The following is a 14,822-nucleotide window of genomic DNA, read 5'->3' as shown; positions in this document are numbered from 1 at the left end:
CTGGTGGCTTCGACCGCGAGCTGGAGCGAATCACCGCCGATGTCGGCGACGCAGTGGAAGATCTCCGGCGCCTGGTAATTGTGGGCGAGGATCACAGCGCCCCGGGCCTGCTTCAGCTCGTTGATCGCCTTGATTGTCGGCGCCATCAGCGGCCATTCGATCGGCGGGATCACATGTTTCACGCGCTCGTAAAGCGGCGCGGTGGCGCGCTCGACCTCCGGCGTCCATTGCAGCGAAGGCATTGGCAGTGCGGGCCTCGAGCCCGCTGGAACGGGACGCGGCGCAGCGGTGGTCTGGCGCTGCGGTCGGTTGGCAAAGTCGTCGGGGCCGTAAAGTCCAGAGATCGGCATGAAGCCTCCAGCACATATTAAATAAGCTCAATTTGAGTACATATGGAGCCTGAGAAACCCGGCCGAGAGGCCGGGTTCGATTTCAGCAGCGCTCAAATATGCTCAATGAGTAAATTAGACCAGGACAACTAACACTACTCCAAGAGCTCCACGGTCGAATCTTTGGATCTCGACTGAACCTATAAGGGGCGACCAGGCTGCAAAGTATGAAGTCGCATAACCCGTCGAGTAACACGCGCTCGTGGACGGCAACTGCGACAGAGACGCGACAGCGCAATGCGCTTGAATCCCGCGTTCAGGCCATCAATTTCGATGAATTTCACCGCAGCGCCTGTGCGAGGTTGCGCCCCAAAGCTGCTCAGTATGGAAGCCGTTTCGAAGCCGTTGCCCGGGATCCGGCAACAGACCTTCGAATTGGCGCTATCGAAGCGGGCGAAACGCCGCGCCGCTGCGCGAGACTACGGATCGAGATCTTCCTTTGAACGTGCATTTCGGTGAGATTACTAGCATTCGCAACTCAGTTAGGCGCGTCCGCCAACGGCGGCCCGAGATTCTCGTCGAAAAGCCAGTAATCCGAATCACTAATAATCGTTCTTAAATCGTGGGCGCAGGTGAGCGCGTGATGCTTGCACAGGATCGCTGCAACGAGCAGAGATCCTCTGTTGAAATCTTGTCAGTGCGAACGAGCTCTGAGGATAGGACCTAACATCCGGTGGCGCCGCATTTGACCAAGCCAGCAACGCAAGTCGGGAACGACTCTGCTGACACTCAGCTGCTGGTGCGGCGATTAACGTTGGAGGTCCGATCCCTCAACATCTGTCTGGAGGATTTTCTTCAAGTCCGGGCCAAGGCACTCGGCATCACTGGACCACAATTGACAATCTTGATGGCAGTGACAGACCTAACGAGCGAGGGGGATGTTGCAGTCAGCACGGTGGCAAAATTGCTGAAAGTTGACCCGTCCTTCATTACAATAAATTCCAAGGCGCTGGAGAAGGCCGGATTTCTGCGGCGCAAGCCCTGTATCAGGGATGGTCGGGTCGTCCACATGTCACTGACCGACAAGGCTTGTAAGCGCCTCGCGAACGTCGCTGCACAACAGAAGGAACTCGATCAATTTGTGTTCGGTGAGCTTGGCGTTGAGGAATTGACCAAACTGTCCAGCCGATTTGCAGCGCTCAGGCGACGGCTGGACGGTGCTCGTTTAAAAGCCGCCATGGATATTGGCGCGGTGACAACCCGAGGCAGGGGACGACTTCAGTCGACGAAGGGAAGCTCGTTGGTTCGCTGATGGTTGCCTGGAATGCGAGGGTATCACGCACGTCCAGGCACCGTCATCATCAAGCGCCCATCGGCTCATCGCATTGCAATTCCGCCTCAGCGTTCGACGAGCGCCGATCTATCAGGTGCTCGGGTCCAACAGTTTTTTGCGACAACACGGTCACATCCGCCTCGTGAGACGTTGCAGCAGCAAGTAAGGGCGAACCTAACTGGCTCATGTCAAAGTCAATGAGCAGATTTGCCATCCCGGCCCATACGATGGTCGATCCTGGGCTCATGCCGCTTTTCTGGAAGTCCCGATCAAGATGGATTCGGTATGCGACACGAGCTCTACGCGTGGGGCGCAGAGTTCTGGAGTGGCTTGACTCATCGCACGCGAACTTGGTTTCTAAGCGTCTCGGTGCGGCATATCAAAGCGCTTGCAGCTGGTGACGAACGCCTTTTTCGCCTCGGCATTCTCAAAGCAAAAATGTGCCCCCTCATCGGCGCGCTCAATCGACCAGTCGATTTTGGCAGCCCGTGCAATGCGCGATGCCTCTTCGCGCAAGACATCCAATTGCCTCCCATGGGCCCGAACGATCACACAATCTGGCATTTAGAACCCTCGCTAACCCGAATGTCCAGTTCACGATGTACGGCCGGGCTCACAGCGCCATTCATCCAGACCATGGCTCTTGCAGTCCTCGTGATATAGCTGACCTCGTCGAGGCAACACCATTACGCGCTTTGATGCAAGCCACGCCGAAACAGGTCCGGACCGATTGCACATAATTGGAAACAAGGCGGCAGTGATCTCTTCCGGACGCCTCCCCCTTTCGAGCAAACTCGGATCGCCCCGCGTTAAGGTTTCTGAACGGCAAAACTATGAAGAGAGACGTTTTGTGTGTAGGATCGCTCGCACCGGGGCTGGACCGCATTTTTTCACGATAGGCATTTTGAACCCGGGAAGGCCGCCGGCAATATTGTCGGCGGCCTTTTTCAGCAATAACACGATTTGGGACTGGCCTACATGCGACGGCTTCGGTGCTTATAGCCGCAGCTCAGATTATTATGAATTAGCTGGCCAGCACAGCAGTGCCGCATGGGGGCGTTAATGCACGATTGGAAGAACGAACTTGACGCACTGGTCGCTGAAACGATGGCATTCACCAAATCGCTGAAGCTAGAGATCCAGCTGCCCCGGTCTCTGCCGAAGGCAGCCGTCGAGCGGGGTGACCTCAGCGCGTCAGAGTATGACGGCAGCGAACGCGAAGAGATCAAGAAGCGGGTCGAGAGCTTCAAAGCGCACCAAGAGCACTTCACGCGTGAGCGCGAGGAATATGCCAATTCCCAGCTGCGCCGGATCAGGCCGATCACGAGAGCCTAGACGAGCTTGAGCCCGCCGAAGCTTCCCTGCACGCTCAGCGGCACAAATTGAGGTGACAGTAGTGCGGCGATTTGTGCTTGATAAGCGCGCGGGTTTGCGGCTGTCCCAAATCGGCATATTGCCGTGCGCGGAGTTCTCAAGCTCGGATTGCCTATTCTCCTAGGTTTTTCAAACGCACGAACCCCCACCGCGCTTGAAAAATGCATTCCATCCGCAAAACTCGCAGGAAAGCTGCTCCAAAACCCGAGCGCCTGACGCTTAGACTTACTTTGAAACCGATCGGTCAAACCGTCTACTAAGCGTTTTGCCATTGACCAAGATCAAAGCGTCAATTCTACACTCTCTATCCTCTCAAGACTTCACGGAGGCTAGATCATGCGCAACCTTCTTTATATTGCTGTGCTTGCACTTCCCATGCTCGTCTGCTTTGGATCACCTTCGACCGCCGCTCCGCGGGCTCGTTCGTACATCCCCCCAGCTCGGCAGGACGTTTATTGCCTGCAGGGACGTACCTGGGGATATCCTGGCAACTGCCAGTTCTCAACCTACGATCAATGCATGGCCACCGCATCCGGCACCCTCGCATATTGCGGTCTGAATCCCATCTACGCGTTCCAGCGACAGGCAGGACAATCACGCTGATCTGCGATCGCCACGAGATCGTTGTCAATTCCTGGTCGAGATTGTCCCTTTTGCGGACCTCGACAACACCGACCAATATTCTTCCCAAGGCCAAGACCTTTGTTTTCAAGTTGCCCAAGACATATCCAAAAGACTTCAGTGCGTAACCTTATCTCGATGAGAGAGGAGCGATTTCCCGACCCTTAGACCAGCGTCAAACCTGTGCGTGGCCGGGCTCCATATTTCTGCATCGACGCGTGATCGTTTACGACCCGAGACCATAATTGCGTGCGATGGACATCGAGTACGACGTGAGCGCGAGGCAGTGCCGGCGATGAAGCTCGCCGCCGAAACCGATGGTGTAGCGCGCGGCCGCAGGCGACTGGGCCCTCGCGCCCCATGTAGACGACAACAAGCTAGATGAAGTGACACTGGGAAACGTTTGAGGGTAGCAGCATTGGGCAGTGCAGGACGAGTTAAAACCTGCCTTGTTTATTACGCAGAAAATGCCCAAGAGCGGGGCCGGCCGCAGCGTGCGCGGTGCCGGTGTCGCTGCGACAGTCGCCGGATCATTGCTTCCCGCGTGCCAGCAACGTCCAGACCGGTGACGTGCCGTCCCAGCGCCGAAGCCGCCCGTAGAACCTCACTCGAACCCCGGCCTCTTTCAACCGCTCGACCACGAGATGCAGTGCGATCACGTCGCCCTCGGCCAGCTCCACGCAACCGCGCTTGCCAGACCACACCGCGCCCGGGAAGCGAAACAGGTTGTACTTCAGCCAGCGGCCGCCGCGCTCGGATAGCGGTTCTAGGTCTACTTGTGCGCCGTTCCCAGGCCGGAGGCCGACATCCGGCCGACGGAGCAAATTCGCGATCCAACCCACTAAACTCGGCTCCTAAATCGAGGCAGTCTTTCGGTACAGTCGCAATAGAAGTGCACAGGCCATGTTAACGAGGCAAGCCAAATGACACGAGAGATGCTCCGCCGTTCTCGGGAGCAGATCGCGGCGGCGAAGGCACTGCTTCAGCACAAGGTCCGAATAACTGGCACCCTGAGCTTCCAGAACAATAGAAACCTGGCGTTGAGCGGAATGGCGAAACAAGAAGCCAACTAGCTGCCGATCTGTGCAGCTGCAACAAGGCTATGGTCTTTATGGACGCAGTTCGTCGGACGGACTTGCGTGCGTCGGTTCGTGTACGATAGCTGAAGCGAGGAGCGCAACGACGTTGGTGGTGAGCTCCTAGTCAGTGTTTCTGACGGCCTCGGCCAGCATGGAGTAGAGCTGCTGCTTGCTGAATTCCTTGGGCTGTTGCCTCTCCGCTGTGTTCCGCGACACCTTCCGTGCCACTGGACGAGCGCAGGCTGCCGACGACGTCGGCCTCAGCTTCGGGGACGGCCTTATCTTGGGCGTTGCTGTGGGCGGCTTGTGGCCGCGCTTCAGGCCCAGACGGGTCAGCATGCCGCAGACCGCGTTACGACTGCACCCGAGACGACGCGCTATCTGCGCCGCGCTCTGTCCTGCGGACCAGAGCCTATTGAGGAGCGCTATGTCATTCGCATGCCAGCCCATGACAAATATTATACCCCTGGCTGCCGAACACGCTAGTCTGGTCGTCGTCCGGCTCGCGCACGACCGGCGGTTCGTCAGCGTCATCTTCCTCTTCGTCGTCTTCCTCTTCGTCGTCTTCGTCCTCCTCGTCTTCATCGGGATCTCTTGGCGGCATTGCGGTGCCCATAAGCACAAGCGGTGTCCAGTAGATCGCGGTGGTGGAAAATGCTTCGAAGGTATGTTGCTTCATGTGGCTGCTACTCCTCGAAAACACGCGTAGTCGCATATTCATGGCGGACGGCACGCGCGTCTGCGAGGGTGAAACCAACAGAAGTTATTACCCGTTTATCCAAGTGCTACGTGATGCTTGTTGTATGACAGGCGTTCCTCGAGCCCAGCCGCCTTCAGGGCGGTTGGAATCTTGTCCAGGACGGCCAATGAAGCAAAGTCGCGCTTCTTCTCCCAATACTTCCGTATCCGTTCGTTCAGCCTCCTCCGAAGTATTTACTTCAGGCGTCTATTCGGTAACATCCAACACAGTGACGCCATGAAGAACCACGTTGCTTTCGTCCAGCTTAAAAGCTCCGAGCTGCACTGCGATCATCGGCACTGAACGATTGAGAACCCCTAGCACGTTGAAAAACGGCTCGTGATTCACTCTGCGACAATTACGGCTCTGTGTTCTGACCCGGGACGACGCTGCCGCTCAACACCCCAATATTCGATGGTGCGGATAATGTGACTCTCGTCCAACGCTCCCAGCATTACCTCTTCTTCGTAGAAGGTGTCCGCTTCCTCCTAGTACATCAGGAAGTCGCTCTTGCCGCCATGCGGCTGACGGCGCTCTCGCGCGAGACTTCAAGCTCGCCCAGACCAAGTCATGCTGGTATCGTCCAATATCTGAGTCTGGAGCCACTTCTCGACCAACCCAGCTGCGCGAAGTTCAACCGCTTCAATGTTTTTCAGCGCGAAACCCATTCCCGAGCTGCACCCCGGTTCCGAAGACGCGGGGTGTGTTATGGGCATGCTCGGCGACTTTGGCCCTGCGACATGTCGGCAGCCTGCCAGGCAGGCATGACTCACAATATTCGAATGTCAACTCGGCGGCGAGACCGGCCGTCTATTCAGGATCGCGCGCTCATTGTCGTTCGTCGTTGCACCTCGGAACACAGCAACAAATCGATCGCCTTGCCAAAGCTCAACGTCGTGCTCGGCATGCATTTGCTCGGCTCGACGCCGCGCCGCCTGCTCGTCAATGCAGTCGAGCTTCGCCACGCAGATCACTTGCCGGCTGCTGTCCACCACGAATGCTTTGTACCGCATTCCGCAATCCGATCCCAACGGGACCGTCATCGTAATCGAATGTCCGTCTAAGGCGGCGGGCAAACTAAGTGTGGGCGGGCGGAACCTTTGTACGTGTGGCAATTCGGCTATACTTGAAATTCATCGATCGCGCAGCGGCGCGCGTACGTGCCTAGGTTATTGCGCTACCTCACTGGCGTAATCTCACTGCGTGCCGAAGCGTGCGGTTCGAGCTTAGGATTGAGAAGCCACCAAGCATCATCAGCAGCACACCTGACCAAGTTGCCGTCCAGCTGCGTGCCTCGTCGTGCGCCTCTGCAAGGTGCGCGCCCATTGGCATAGCTGGAGGTGAGCCGGCGGGCGCGAGGAGCTGCTCAACGTCAATTTGGCCGGGCACGGAGTGCTCAGGCGTAGGCGGCCGGCTGTGAAGATCGGTGGGTACCGCTGAGGTCATGGTGGTGCCCATATCGAGCACGGAAGCGGCATCAGCCACCTTGATTTCGGCTGCAGGCGGCTGGGAGGGCTCGGCCGGTGCGGAGCGCAGCAACTCCGCGCGCGCATTAACCACCGCGCTCTTCCTGGGCCGCGCACTCCCGTTCTCGTCCAAACTGGCGGTGCGATCTTCGGCACCGCGATGACGAACTGTCTTCTTCACCTTCGCCATACCCTCGGTCAGGAACCAGCATTTACGGTGACCGTCGAACCGATAGACCCAATGCGCCCCGTCCGCGGTCGTGTTGCCGGGTCGCGGCAAGCATTGCGCTTGCGCCAAAGAGGTTGCTGCGGGCTCGCGCGGAGCGCCATTGAACAAGTCGGCAAAAGGGTCGGAGACCGCAGGTGTCGCCGCAAGACCTCCAACAAGAACCAAACCGGCGAAGCAAACTCGCAAATAACCGGACATCGAAAACTCCCGGTGTTGCGCCCCTCACCGGGACCACCCTTCGCGGCCACTTAGGCTGCCATGCGGCTCAACTCTGGCGGCGCCATGGATTCATTGTGGGTCTGAAACGAGATTCGGGTCCGAATTGAAAACCAGTGCTGCAGCCGAGTTCGCCAACCGTTGGGGAGGTTTTGCTCCCGCCCGAGGGAGCGGCACAAGCCGGGAACTCGGATCGGCCGCGAATGCGGAAGCTGTTCCGTCGCCCATCATTAAACCGGCCTCAGTGTTTGCGTGCTGGGGCCATCGAATTTCCATGTGCGACTTGGCTACCATTCTGGATCGTCGAAGCCGCCATAGTCTCGAACGACGTACTCCCGGGTGAAGCGCTCGACCGGACGCCAGCGCTCGTGAATGACTATGGTTGCTGTCGGCGGCCTGCAATAATCAGGATTGATGACGATGGTCGGGGACGGGGACGGGGAGTAGGGATTAGCGGGAATGAACGCGCAGCAAAAGCCCCCTGACATGCGATGGCGGCCGAGGCACTCGCAGCGGAGAGGGCCAGCAGACCGGCAGCGGTGCTTGTTGCATAAGAAGCCGTCCTCCACCTTCTTACGCACCGTAAACGGCCGCGCTGGTCGCTTGTTTCAAAAGGTAAAATTGAAACATGAACCGCAGGACCGCCGCCCACGGGCAGCCGAGGGGCCTGCGTTTGCGGTGTCGCAACCGGTTCTGGGGGGAACCTGATCCTACGAAAGGCCTGAGCGTAACGAGCATCGCAAGCTGATCGCCAGTGCGGTATCGGTGTTGCGAGCTCCGACGGAGGCGCACATGAAGCGCAGCTGGTGGATGTTGATCGCCGTCGCTGGGGCGGCGTTTGTGTTCTTCTCCATGCTGGCCATTCGGGAGCAGCGCGCCGGCTTCGATACGTTTGCCAAGCAAGGGCATCCGCAGGCCTCGATCTATATGATGATCCCGCCCACCGGGAGATCTGCGAGCGTAGTCCTACATGCGCAACGAGCGCTAACGTCGGGCTTGCTTCCTGCCGCGATCATAGGCCCCCGTCACAAATCTTTCCGCAAGCCTTGAAGATCGGGTGGCCGGACTTTTCTCCGCCGACTTCGCGCGGTACTCGACCTCGGCCAGCAGCTTCGGCCCGACCTGGAGGCCCTTTGGGCGATCCGCTTAGCGACGAAACGCGTGCCCCGTGAGCCTGCTTCCGTTTGGCATCCGTCCATGCGTTGCTAAAGTGGGCGTCGGCGGCCATCATCGCGATGCTGCCCCGCCCATCCAGAACTTCAGATCCGATGCCGCTCAGCCACTCCGAGAGACGGCGCAACCAATGCTCGGAAGAGACCCGCGGTTTGATAAACCTCAATCGTTCCGCCCAATCCAAGGCCTCACCCGCAACGGGAACTTGCGTGAACAATGAGCAGCTTGACACCCCTTGTTCTGGAACAAACTGTCGCACGCAGACATTCTCCAACTCACGAAGTGAAGGAGAATAGGATGCGCAAGTACTTGTTTGCTGCGGCGATCGTGAGTGCAATCGCGACACCCGCAATCGCGGATGAAGTCGGTGTCGGCGTTCAGGCCGGTCCGGTCGGCGGAGGCGTCACAGTCGGAGAGTCTCACGAGCACCGCCCCGTTGATCGGGACCGGACAACGGTCGTCAGGGAGCCTGAGCACACGGAAAGTGACAGGACGACGGTCATTAAGAAAGAGAATGAGGACGGCAGCCGAGAGAAAACCGTCATTCATCACGACAACGACTAACAAATGTGCCCGGACCACCGTCCGGGCTTTTCTTTTGCCTTGCGACACAGAGACGATTCGTTTGCTTCGCTACTTCTTACTCGGATCGTCTGCCGGATTGACGTAAGTTATCCCGAGTGGCCCTTGGCCATGAATTTGAACAACGGAAGGACTACTTGTCCAACCATAGTGGTTCATTTTGGCAGGCGCTTCGGCGTATCCGCCCGCTGTTAGCTCGATCGCTTTCTTCTCATCGAGTTTGTCGCCCATTCCGATGTGAAAGTTGCCCGATATGACGGTAGCGCCTTCATCTGTTGGATGATTATGGGCGGGAATTTTATAACCGCTTGGCATTCTTAGGCGGAGAACGAACAGCCCTTCTTTGGACGGGTCGCCCGAGAGTACCGCGATGTCGGCCCCCTTCGGCAAGGTGGGTGGTGCTGCCTCCCATTTAAGCTCACCAGAGTTAATCGGCATTTTCATATCATCGGCAATGGCTGTGTTCACACCTGCCAGGACGAAAGCCGAAGCGAGCAAGCGACGGAGCATGATCTCCTCCATTTGGTGAGCGAGCATCGTGTGCCAGCGGTGAAGCAAGTCAACTGAAAGTTAGCCTGCCGCTGCCGCATTCTAACGATTGGAGGCCTTAGCAGATTTATGATCCCACCAAGAGTGACAGCTCCGCTGACCTTGGCTTGCCAACGCTCGGACGAAACATCGAAGAACTCGGCCCGTTGCATTTTCTCGCTCGAAGCTTACTCAGCTACTGCTCCAACCCACGAGCCCATGTTTCAGCTTAACGCTGCGTGGGTTAACCACACCAAGCGAGCAGCCTCATTTTGGACCAACTGATCATGACCGTCGGCCGCTCTGCACCGGGAGCCGCCACGTGATTAGAATCGTCGTGCTTGGAGTGGCTTGCCTAGTTGGACTGGGCGCTATTGCTGCAGCCACGAAGAAATCCGGGCCGCCGCCAGCGGCCGATGTGGTCATGCCGATAGTAGCCGGTAACAAGGCTGATCGCCTGCCATTCACAATCAAACTGGATATGCCAGCTGCCGGTGAGCGCGCGGATGTTGCGTACCTCCAGCCTGGCGAAGAAGAGCAAGCTGATTTACCGCCATCCGCACCAAAGCAAGTCGCTCTTCCACCGCGTCGCGACTTTACGCCTCGTCATTGGCACGATCCCCATGACCTGAACGCCAGGGCCGCAAACAAAAGAGCCGACACCGCGAAAGGACCAAGAAAGGGCGCGGCTGATCAGCCTCTAAAGCAGACTGAGGCTAAGCGGTGCCGTTCGGACGGGCTGGATCCCCTGTTAAGAAAGCTGAACTTATCGCCGCCGTGCGATTCATGATCCCACCTCTAGTCGCCCGCTGCGCAATGGTTCTAATCAATATTGATCTGGCGGCTCATTCGCCGTTAATGATTGATTCAGTTTGCAGCATGATCATTGGGGAGTGACAAGGGATGCGATCATGCGATTGCGCCAGGCGAATACCTTGGAAGAGATCGAGGCGAGGGTCGCTGAAGCCAGCGAAGACCCAATGGCGCGTGTGACGCTGAGCGCGCGGGATTTCTCGAGTGCCAGCCGAGAAGAGGTTCTTGCATTATTGAAAGCAGACGGCGATCGAAAGCGCACCAATTGGCTGGTCGCAGGCGCGGTGATCGCTGGTTTTGCGTTGGGATGGGCTGCCGGTTTTGGTCGGTACGGTCCTATAACTTTCGCGTCGCTCAATTCAACCACTCAGACAGAAACGCCTTCGCCTCGAAGCGCCGAAACGAAGTCAGGCCGCAGGACCGGAGGCCCGCGAAAGACGGTATCGACTTTGGCTTTGCGAACACCGCCAGGCGTAAGTCAATTCTCCGCGGATGGAGCGAGCATTTCCGCCGAGCCGACAGCCACATGGTCCGACAGGGCTCATCAATCCGTGGACGTTTCGAGCACCGTTCCTCAGGGCATCGAAGCAGATATGACGGCGACCGGCTCGATAGCGCCCAGCGGGCCTCTCATGCCTGCCCCGGAGACAAGACCAGCAACCATTGAGGGTTGGACCGTTCTTGACGTTCGCGGCGGAACGGCGGTTCTCGGAGGGCCCGATGGGGTTCGGATGGCAATGCGCGGCGATACAGTTCCCGGCATCGGGCGAATCGATTCGATCGTGCGTTGGGGCAGCCGGTGGATTGTAGCGACAGCTAGTGGATTGATCTCGACTCCGTAAACGGCGCGCAACGCCCGCGGGGAAGCGGAACCTGTCGTCCATTTGCGAGAGGCATTCGGGATGAGCCAACGGCAGGCGTGTAAAGCCATCGGCTGTTGCCGCATCACCGTGAGATACCAAACCACCCGGGCTGACGATACCAGCCTTCGCCAGCGCATGCGGGCGATCGCCCAGGAGCATCGCCGCTTCGGTTATCGGCGGCTGCATGCTCTGCTCAAGCGGGAGGGCTATCTGATCAACCACAAGAATGGGATGGCCTCTACCTTGGTCGCCGCAAGGGCGAGGACCTGATCTACGCGGGCAAAGTTGATCACGGCTTTTCGCCAGCCGACGCGAAGGAGCTTCAGAAGAAACTCAACCCGCTGATGCGCAAGACACAACCCTACACGAAGCGCATCGCGCATCGAGGCATTTGGGGTGAACCGCAATTGCTGGCGCAGATCGAGTACAGGACCAAGAGCGCCGTAGGAAAGTGCGGCATCCGCTCTTCAAGGGATTGAGGAAAGTTTTGGGATGACTGATGCGTTCGACCAATGGAGAGAATGGGCGGGAAAGCCTCCGGGTGATCGGCGCACGAGCCCGGCTGAATCGTACCACGCTGTCATGGACCTTCCGCCTGAGGATCGATTTGACCGTGAGAAGGTCAACGAGGCGGCGCTCAACAATGACAAGAATCTGTCTGGATTTACGAGCATGGTCATAAGCGCGCGGGCGATGTGGATTGGATAAAGGTCTTTGCCACCTAGGAGGCCGCAAGCGCATGGCTTGCCGAAAACGATCCTGAAGGCGTGGCGTGGGCCCATCCGATTGAACGGGAGAGACAGTGATGACCAGCGTAGGGTTGTATGTCAGCGCTGCCGCCCTTCGATCCGGCTAAGTAAGCCACGGCTCAGAGCTCGCTGTAGATCGGGATCGAAGCGGCATGTGCGTCGACGACTTCGACGACTTTCTTTTCCAGCGGGAGATCGCCCTTGCGTTCCGACCATATCTTCTTGAAGCGCTGGACGATTTCCGCGGCCGTGTCGACGGCCAGCTTTTCCGAGATCTTCGCCTTCGCCGCCAGATGCGTGAGCTCGTCCTTGGAGAATTCGGTCATCTTCTTCGTGCGCGAGTAGTTCAGCGCCATCTTGTCGTCCGCGATGTACGGTATCGTAGATAGCAAATCGTAGGCGGGGGACAGGACGGGCGTGCGGCGGTCGGGGTAGATCAACGACCAATTCTTCAGATGCATGTCGGCGTTTCCGATCAGCGTGCTGAACACGAGGCGTCGGACAAACTCGGCAACGCCGGCTTCGCCGGTCTCGATGCCGAGCACGCGCGCAATGCTACGGTAGTTGGCCTTGTCGTGCTTCTCGTCCGGAAACACGCCGAATACCTGCGCGAAGTCCTCCATGTGGACCGGTCCGTCGGCGGAGCGGTCGAACCGCTTGACGGCGAGCGCACGTCCCTTCAGCTCACCGAGTCCTTCCGGAAGCCCCTTGATCGACTCGACGTCGATCAGTTGGAGCTCGGGCACTTCCATGCCCATCTCCTTCGCCAGGGTCATCATGGAGAATTCGTTTTCGGGCACGCCCGGGTACTGATGGGACGGAAGCTTGACTATCCACGAACCGCCGACGCCCTGGACGGGAATGGTCAGACCGGCGTCTTTGGGATCGTTCTTGAGCGCCGAGAACTTCAGCTGCACGCCCGCGAGCGAGAAGCGCAGCAGGTTCTGCCGCTCGTCCGGTGTGAGATCCTCCTCGACTTGGGAAGGCAACACTTCTCCTTCGGCCGGATGGACTGACAGGGCGCCCGGGAGGTCCCGGCCCAGCATCCAGAGAAGAAAGAATTCGCGCTTTTCCTTCACGCCCGCGCGGTCCGCGAGGTAGCGACGCAGCGCGCCCTCCGGCAGAAGATTGGAGAAGAAGGGCGGAACGACCTGCTGATACGGTGTGAACGAGGTGAGCAGATTTCCGAACGTGTCCTTGAAGGACAGGCTCAATGTTGGGCGTGCGGCGCCGTCGATGTAGTTCTGGTTGAAGGCGAGCAGCGACCGGTCGCCCTGCACGAGCGTGATGGTTGCGATCGGGTTGTCGTGCAGGCGTACGTCCAGGACCGATACGTTAGGCATCGTCATCCTGGTCGAGAGCGTAGGCCGGGCGGGGGGCTTCTACCGGATGCGCGATCCGGTTGCGTAGACTTTGCAATACGCCTGCGGAACTTTCCAGCACGGGGTTGGGGAAAGGTTCGGCGCGATAGCCTCGCAGTGTATCGACGATGTCTTTGACAAGGTTCAGGTCAGTTTTTGAAAGATGGACCTGCTTCAGAAAGCGCAAGTATTCGGCGATGCGGTCGAGCGCAGCGGAGCTACCGTGGCGCTTCCTTTGTCCGGAAACGATGCGTTCGGCCTTGACGAAGAGGTTTGACGGTCCTTCGTGGAGGGAGAATTCGTTGAAGTTTGAGCGCAGGACGCCCTCCACCGCGGGAAGCAGCTTCTTGGGCACGAGTACGACCTCGAGGTCGAGTGCCCGGACCATCTGGATGAAGCTGGACAGGCCGGGTTCGACGCGGCCGGTCTCTATCTGGGAGATGTGCGCCTGGGTTAAACCCGATCGGACCGCCAACGCACGCTGGCTTATGCGCTCTTGCGTGCGTTTCGCCTGAACGGTCCGGACAAGCTCTTCGCTCGGATACGACATGATATATAATCCTACTCATAGGATTGTTTCGATAAGAATAATATATCATAGCAGCGTCCAAGGCCGATAACTATTATTATCAGTAAGGGCGCCCTGATAATTAAAATATATCAAACCAGCGTGGACAATCAGGGGCGACAACGTAGCTCCATTTGCCGAACGCCATGGTCAGCCGGCTCTGAAGCCCCCACGTGTCGGTACCCGGCTGTCGATGCCACCGGAAGACCCACGTTTGGGATTTTCGCGCGAGAACCCCGATTGGCGCGTCCGCGAGCCCAGCCAAACTGCGCCGGGCAGAACACGGAGGTAGAACGATGTACGCCGACACGGAAGGCTATTTCGGGCAGGCAAGGGGGATCCCCTACAGTCGGCTCCACGAGCTTCGGGGTCGAGATATCACCAACTTTCAGGACAAAGATCGAGCGTCTTCGCCGCGAGGGAATCCGGCTCTCACCAAAGCTCGAATGGGATGCATTCGTGACGGCCTATACCCTTCACGACGAAGTGCCCCTTCATTCGTACCCGCGTCGCATCATGCGCTTGATGCGGCAGCTTCGGGAGTCAGGAGGAGCGAGCACGCGCGAACATTTCGGAGTTCGATCCTTCCACATTCGACAAGAACGACGCGGCCGAAGAGCTCCAGTTCCGCTTCACCACGAATGCTTCTCTGATTGGCGATTTGTACCTCGTCTACATTCGGGAAGCGCTCACGGCCCATGAGAAGGAGACCCTGACCGCCGATGAAAAGTGCTGGTGTGGACGGCCTCTCATCCCCACGGTTCTATGGCGCTGTCAGCGTCACAGCTAGATGAGAGGA

The 14,822-nt window shown here is 58.3% G+C and carries 17 protein-coding genes and 4 pseudogenes; 8 read left to right on the top strand and 13 right to left on the bottom strand.

The genetic code is table 11. The annotated features are described in order from the left end of the window. Nucleotides 1-350 (bottom strand): quinolinate synthase NadA (gene nadA, locus IVB13_RS03545; RefSeq protein WP_247487771.1); only part of this gene is annotated, 350 nt, incomplete at its 3' end. A 724-nt stretch (nt 351-1,074) separates the two neighbouring features. On the opposite strand from nadA, the gene IVB13_RS03540 reads away from it, so the two are divergent. After that, on the top strand, nt 1,075-1,641 hold the full coding sequence (locus tag IVB13_RS03540; protein WP_247487769.1) for a MarR family transcriptional regulator: 567 nt from the start codon (nt 1,075-1,077) through the stop codon (nt 1,639-1,641). Nucleotides 1,642-1,690: 49 nt separating this feature from the next. Here IVB13_RS03540 and IVB13_RS03535 read toward each other — a convergent pair whose 3' ends face one another. Together IVB13_RS03535 and IVB13_RS03530 are read right to left on the bottom strand one after the other, a co-directional pair. Continuing rightward, on the bottom strand, nt 1,691-1,909 hold the full coding sequence (locus IVB13_RS03535; protein WP_247367252.1) for a hypothetical protein: 219 nt from the start codon (nt 1,907-1,909) through the stop codon (nt 1,691-1,693). Between the two features lie 110 nt (nt 1,910-2,019). Next, nucleotides 2,020-2,187 (bottom strand): hypothetical protein, encoded by a 168-nt coding sequence (locus tag IVB13_RS03530; protein ID WP_018460477.1) that lies wholly within the window; start codon nt 2,185-2,187, stop codon nt 2,020-2,022. 537 nt (nt 2,188-2,724) lie between these two features. Here IVB13_RS03530 and IVB13_RS03525 point away from each other — a divergent pair. Together IVB13_RS03525 and IVB13_RS03520 are read left to right on the top strand one after the other, a co-directional pair. Continuing rightward, nucleotides 2,725-2,997 (top strand): hypothetical protein, encoded by a 273-nt coding sequence (locus IVB13_RS03525; RefSeq protein ID WP_247487766.1) that lies wholly within the window; start codon nt 2,725-2,727, stop codon nt 2,995-2,997. A gap of 375 nt (nt 2,998-3,372) precedes the next feature. Then, the gene (locus IVB13_RS03520; protein WP_083926480.1) at nt 3,373-3,639 is read left to right on the top strand and encodes a DUF3551 domain-containing protein; all 267 of its coding nucleotides are present in this window, start codon (nt 3,373-3,375) and stop codon (nt 3,637-3,639) included. Nucleotides 3,640-4,187: 548 nt separating this feature from the next. Here the strand turns inward: IVB13_RS03520 and IVB13_RS03515 are convergent. From IVB13_RS03515 to IVB13_RS03495, 5 genes and pseudogenes are all read right to left on the bottom strand, one after another. After that, nucleotides 4,188-4,499: a hypothetical protein gene (locus IVB13_RS03515; protein WP_247394319.1), complete on the bottom strand. Its 312-nt coding sequence runs from the start codon at nt 4,497-4,499 to the stop codon at nt 4,188-4,190. A 357-nt stretch (nt 4,500-4,856) separates the two neighbouring features. Then, entirely contained in the window at nt 4,857-5,186 is a 330-nt protein-coding gene (locus IVB13_RS03510) for a GcrA family cell cycle regulator (protein WP_247282304.1), read from the bottom strand. 40 nt (nt 5,187-5,226) lie between these two features. After that, nucleotides 5,227-5,415: pseudogene (locus tag IVB13_RS03505) on the bottom strand (hypothetical protein); the annotation flags it as partial. A gap of 845 nt (nt 5,416-6,260) precedes the next feature. After that, nucleotides 6,261-6,488 (bottom strand): hypothetical protein, encoded by a 228-nt coding sequence (locus IVB13_RS03500; protein ID WP_247282199.1) that lies wholly within the window; start codon nt 6,486-6,488, stop codon nt 6,261-6,263. A 169-nt stretch (nt 6,489-6,657) separates the two neighbouring features. Continuing rightward, on the bottom strand, nt 6,658-7,368 hold the full coding sequence (locus IVB13_RS03495) for a hypothetical protein (RefSeq protein WP_247282198.1): 711 nt from the start codon (nt 7,366-7,368) through the stop codon (nt 6,658-6,660). Between the two features lie 810 nt (nt 7,369-8,178). Between IVB13_RS03495 and IVB13_RS03490 the strand changes: the two genes are divergently transcribed. Then, the gene (locus IVB13_RS03490) at nt 8,179-8,436 is read left to right on the top strand and encodes a hypothetical protein (protein ID WP_247403341.1); all 258 of its coding nucleotides are present in this window, start codon (nt 8,179-8,181) and stop codon (nt 8,434-8,436) included. Here the strand turns inward: IVB13_RS03490 and IVB13_RS03485 are convergent. Beyond that, a pseudogene (locus tag IVB13_RS03485) lies at nt 8,412-8,549 on the bottom strand (DNA ligase); the annotation flags it as partial. The gene IVB13_RS03490 and the pseudogene IVB13_RS03485 sit on opposite strands and share 25 nt — an antisense overlap. Nucleotides 8,550-8,856: 307 nt before the next feature. On the opposite strand from IVB13_RS03485, the gene IVB13_RS03480 reads away from it, so the two are divergent. Beyond that, on the top strand, nt 8,857-9,123 hold the full coding sequence (locus tag IVB13_RS03480; protein ID WP_018457443.1) for a hypothetical protein: 267 nt from the start codon (nt 8,857-8,859) through the stop codon (nt 9,121-9,123). 69 nt (nt 9,124-9,192) lie between these two features. Here IVB13_RS03480 and IVB13_RS03475 read toward each other — a convergent pair whose 3' ends face one another. Both IVB13_RS03475 and IVB13_RS03470 read right to left on the bottom strand, forming a co-directional pair. Further along, on the bottom strand, nt 9,193-9,651 hold the full coding sequence (locus tag IVB13_RS03475) for a cupin domain-containing protein (protein WP_247487762.1): 459 nt from the start codon (nt 9,649-9,651) through the stop codon (nt 9,193-9,195). Between the two features lie 373 nt (nt 9,652-10,024). Then, nucleotides 10,025-10,210: a hypothetical protein gene (locus tag IVB13_RS03470; protein ID WP_247487760.1), complete on the bottom strand. Its 186-nt coding sequence runs from the start codon at nt 10,208-10,210 to the stop codon at nt 10,025-10,027. Nucleotides 10,211-11,357: 1,147 nt separating this feature from the next. On the opposite strand from IVB13_RS03470, the pseudogene IVB13_RS03465 reads away from it, so the two are divergent. The 3 genes and pseudogenes from IVB13_RS03465 to IVB13_RS03455 all read left to right on the top strand — a co-directional run. Beyond that, nucleotides 11,358-11,570 (top strand): annotated as a pseudogene (locus IVB13_RS03465) (IS3 family transposase); the annotation flags it as partial. Next, nucleotides 11,570-11,841: pseudogene (locus tag IVB13_RS03460) on the top strand (DNA ligase); the annotation flags it as partial. The pseudogenes IVB13_RS03465 and IVB13_RS03460, both read left to right, overlap by 1 nt. Further along, nucleotides 11,838-12,053 (top strand): hypothetical protein, encoded by a 216-nt coding sequence (locus IVB13_RS03455; protein WP_247487759.1) that lies wholly within the window; start codon nt 11,838-11,840, stop codon nt 12,051-12,053. The pseudogene IVB13_RS03460 and the gene IVB13_RS03455, both read left to right, overlap by 4 nt. A 160-nt stretch (nt 12,054-12,213) precedes the next feature. Here the strand turns inward: IVB13_RS03455 and IVB13_RS03450 are convergent, their stop codons facing one another. Together IVB13_RS03450 and IVB13_RS03445 are read right to left on the bottom strand one after the other, a co-directional pair. Beyond that, the gene (locus tag IVB13_RS03450) at nt 12,214-13,437 is read right to left on the bottom strand and encodes a type II toxin-antitoxin system HipA family toxin (RefSeq protein ID WP_247487756.1); all 1,224 of its coding nucleotides are present in this window, start codon (nt 13,435-13,437) and stop codon (nt 12,214-12,216) included. Continuing rightward, the gene (locus IVB13_RS03445; RefSeq protein WP_247487755.1) at nt 13,430-14,005 is read right to left on the bottom strand and encodes a helix-turn-helix transcriptional regulator; all 576 of its coding nucleotides are present in this window, start codon (nt 14,003-14,005) and stop codon (nt 13,430-13,432) included. The genes IVB13_RS03450 and IVB13_RS03445 overlap by 8 nt, the downstream gene beginning before the upstream one ends. Nucleotides 14,006-14,822: the final 817 nt, after the last annotated feature.

The sequence above is a fragment of the Bradyrhizobium sp. 17 genome (assembly GCF_023073515.1).
Classification (GTDB): Bacteria; Pseudomonadota; Alphaproteobacteria; order Rhizobiales; family Xanthobacteraceae; genus Bradyrhizobium; species Bradyrhizobium canariense_D.
Note: the sequence above shows the minus strand (reverse complement) of the source record. Positions and strands in the feature narration are given on the sequence as shown.

What these genes read in the sequence shown, in the direction of transcription:
- IVB13_RS03535 (WP_247367252.1), bottom strand. Translation starts at nt 1,909, where the DNA reads ATGAGCCCAGGATCGACCATCGTATGGGCCGGGATGGCAAATCTGCTC.
- IVB13_RS03525 (WP_247487766.1), top strand. Translation starts at nt 2,725, where the DNA reads ATGCACGATTGGAAGAACGAACTTGACGCACTGGTCGCTGAAACGATG.
- IVB13_RS03520 (WP_083926480.1), top strand. Translation starts at nt 3,373, where the DNA reads ATGCGCAACCTTCTTTATATTGCTGTGCTTGCACTTCCCATGCTCGTC.
- IVB13_RS03510 (WP_247282304.1), bottom strand. Translation starts at nt 5,186, where the DNA reads ATGGGCTGGCATGCGAATGACATAGCGCTCCTCAATAGGCTCTGGTCC.
- IVB13_RS03500 (WP_247282199.1), bottom strand. Translation starts at nt 6,488, where the DNA reads ATGCGGTACAAAGCATTCGTGGTGGACAGCAGCCGGCAAGTGATCTGC.
- IVB13_RS03495 (WP_247282198.1), bottom strand. Translation starts at nt 7,368, where the DNA reads ATGTCCGGTTATTTGCGAGTTTGCTTCGCCGGTTTGGTTCTTGTTGGA.
- IVB13_RS03490 (WP_247403341.1), top strand. Translation starts at nt 8,179, where the DNA reads ATGAAGCGCAGCTGGTGGATGTTGATCGCCGTCGCTGGGGCGGCGTTT.
- IVB13_RS03480 (WP_018457443.1), top strand. Translation starts at nt 8,857, where the DNA reads ATGCGCAAGTACTTGTTTGCTGCGGCGATCGTGAGTGCAATCGCGACA.
- IVB13_RS03475 (WP_247487762.1), bottom strand. Translation starts at nt 9,651, where the DNA reads ATGCTCCGTCGCTTGCTCGCTTCGGCTTTCGTCCTGGCAGGTGTGAAC.
- IVB13_RS03455 (WP_247487759.1), top strand. Translation starts at nt 11,838, where the DNA reads ATGACTGATGCGTTCGACCAATGGAGAGAATGGGCGGGAAAGCCTCCG.
- IVB13_RS03450 (WP_247487756.1), bottom strand. Translation starts at nt 13,437, where the DNA reads ATGCCTAACGTATCGGTCCTGGACGTACGCCTGCACGACAACCCGATC.
- IVB13_RS03445 (WP_247487755.1), bottom strand. Translation starts at nt 14,005, where the DNA reads ATGTCGTATCCGAGCGAAGAGCTTGTCCGGACCGTTCAGGCGAAACGC.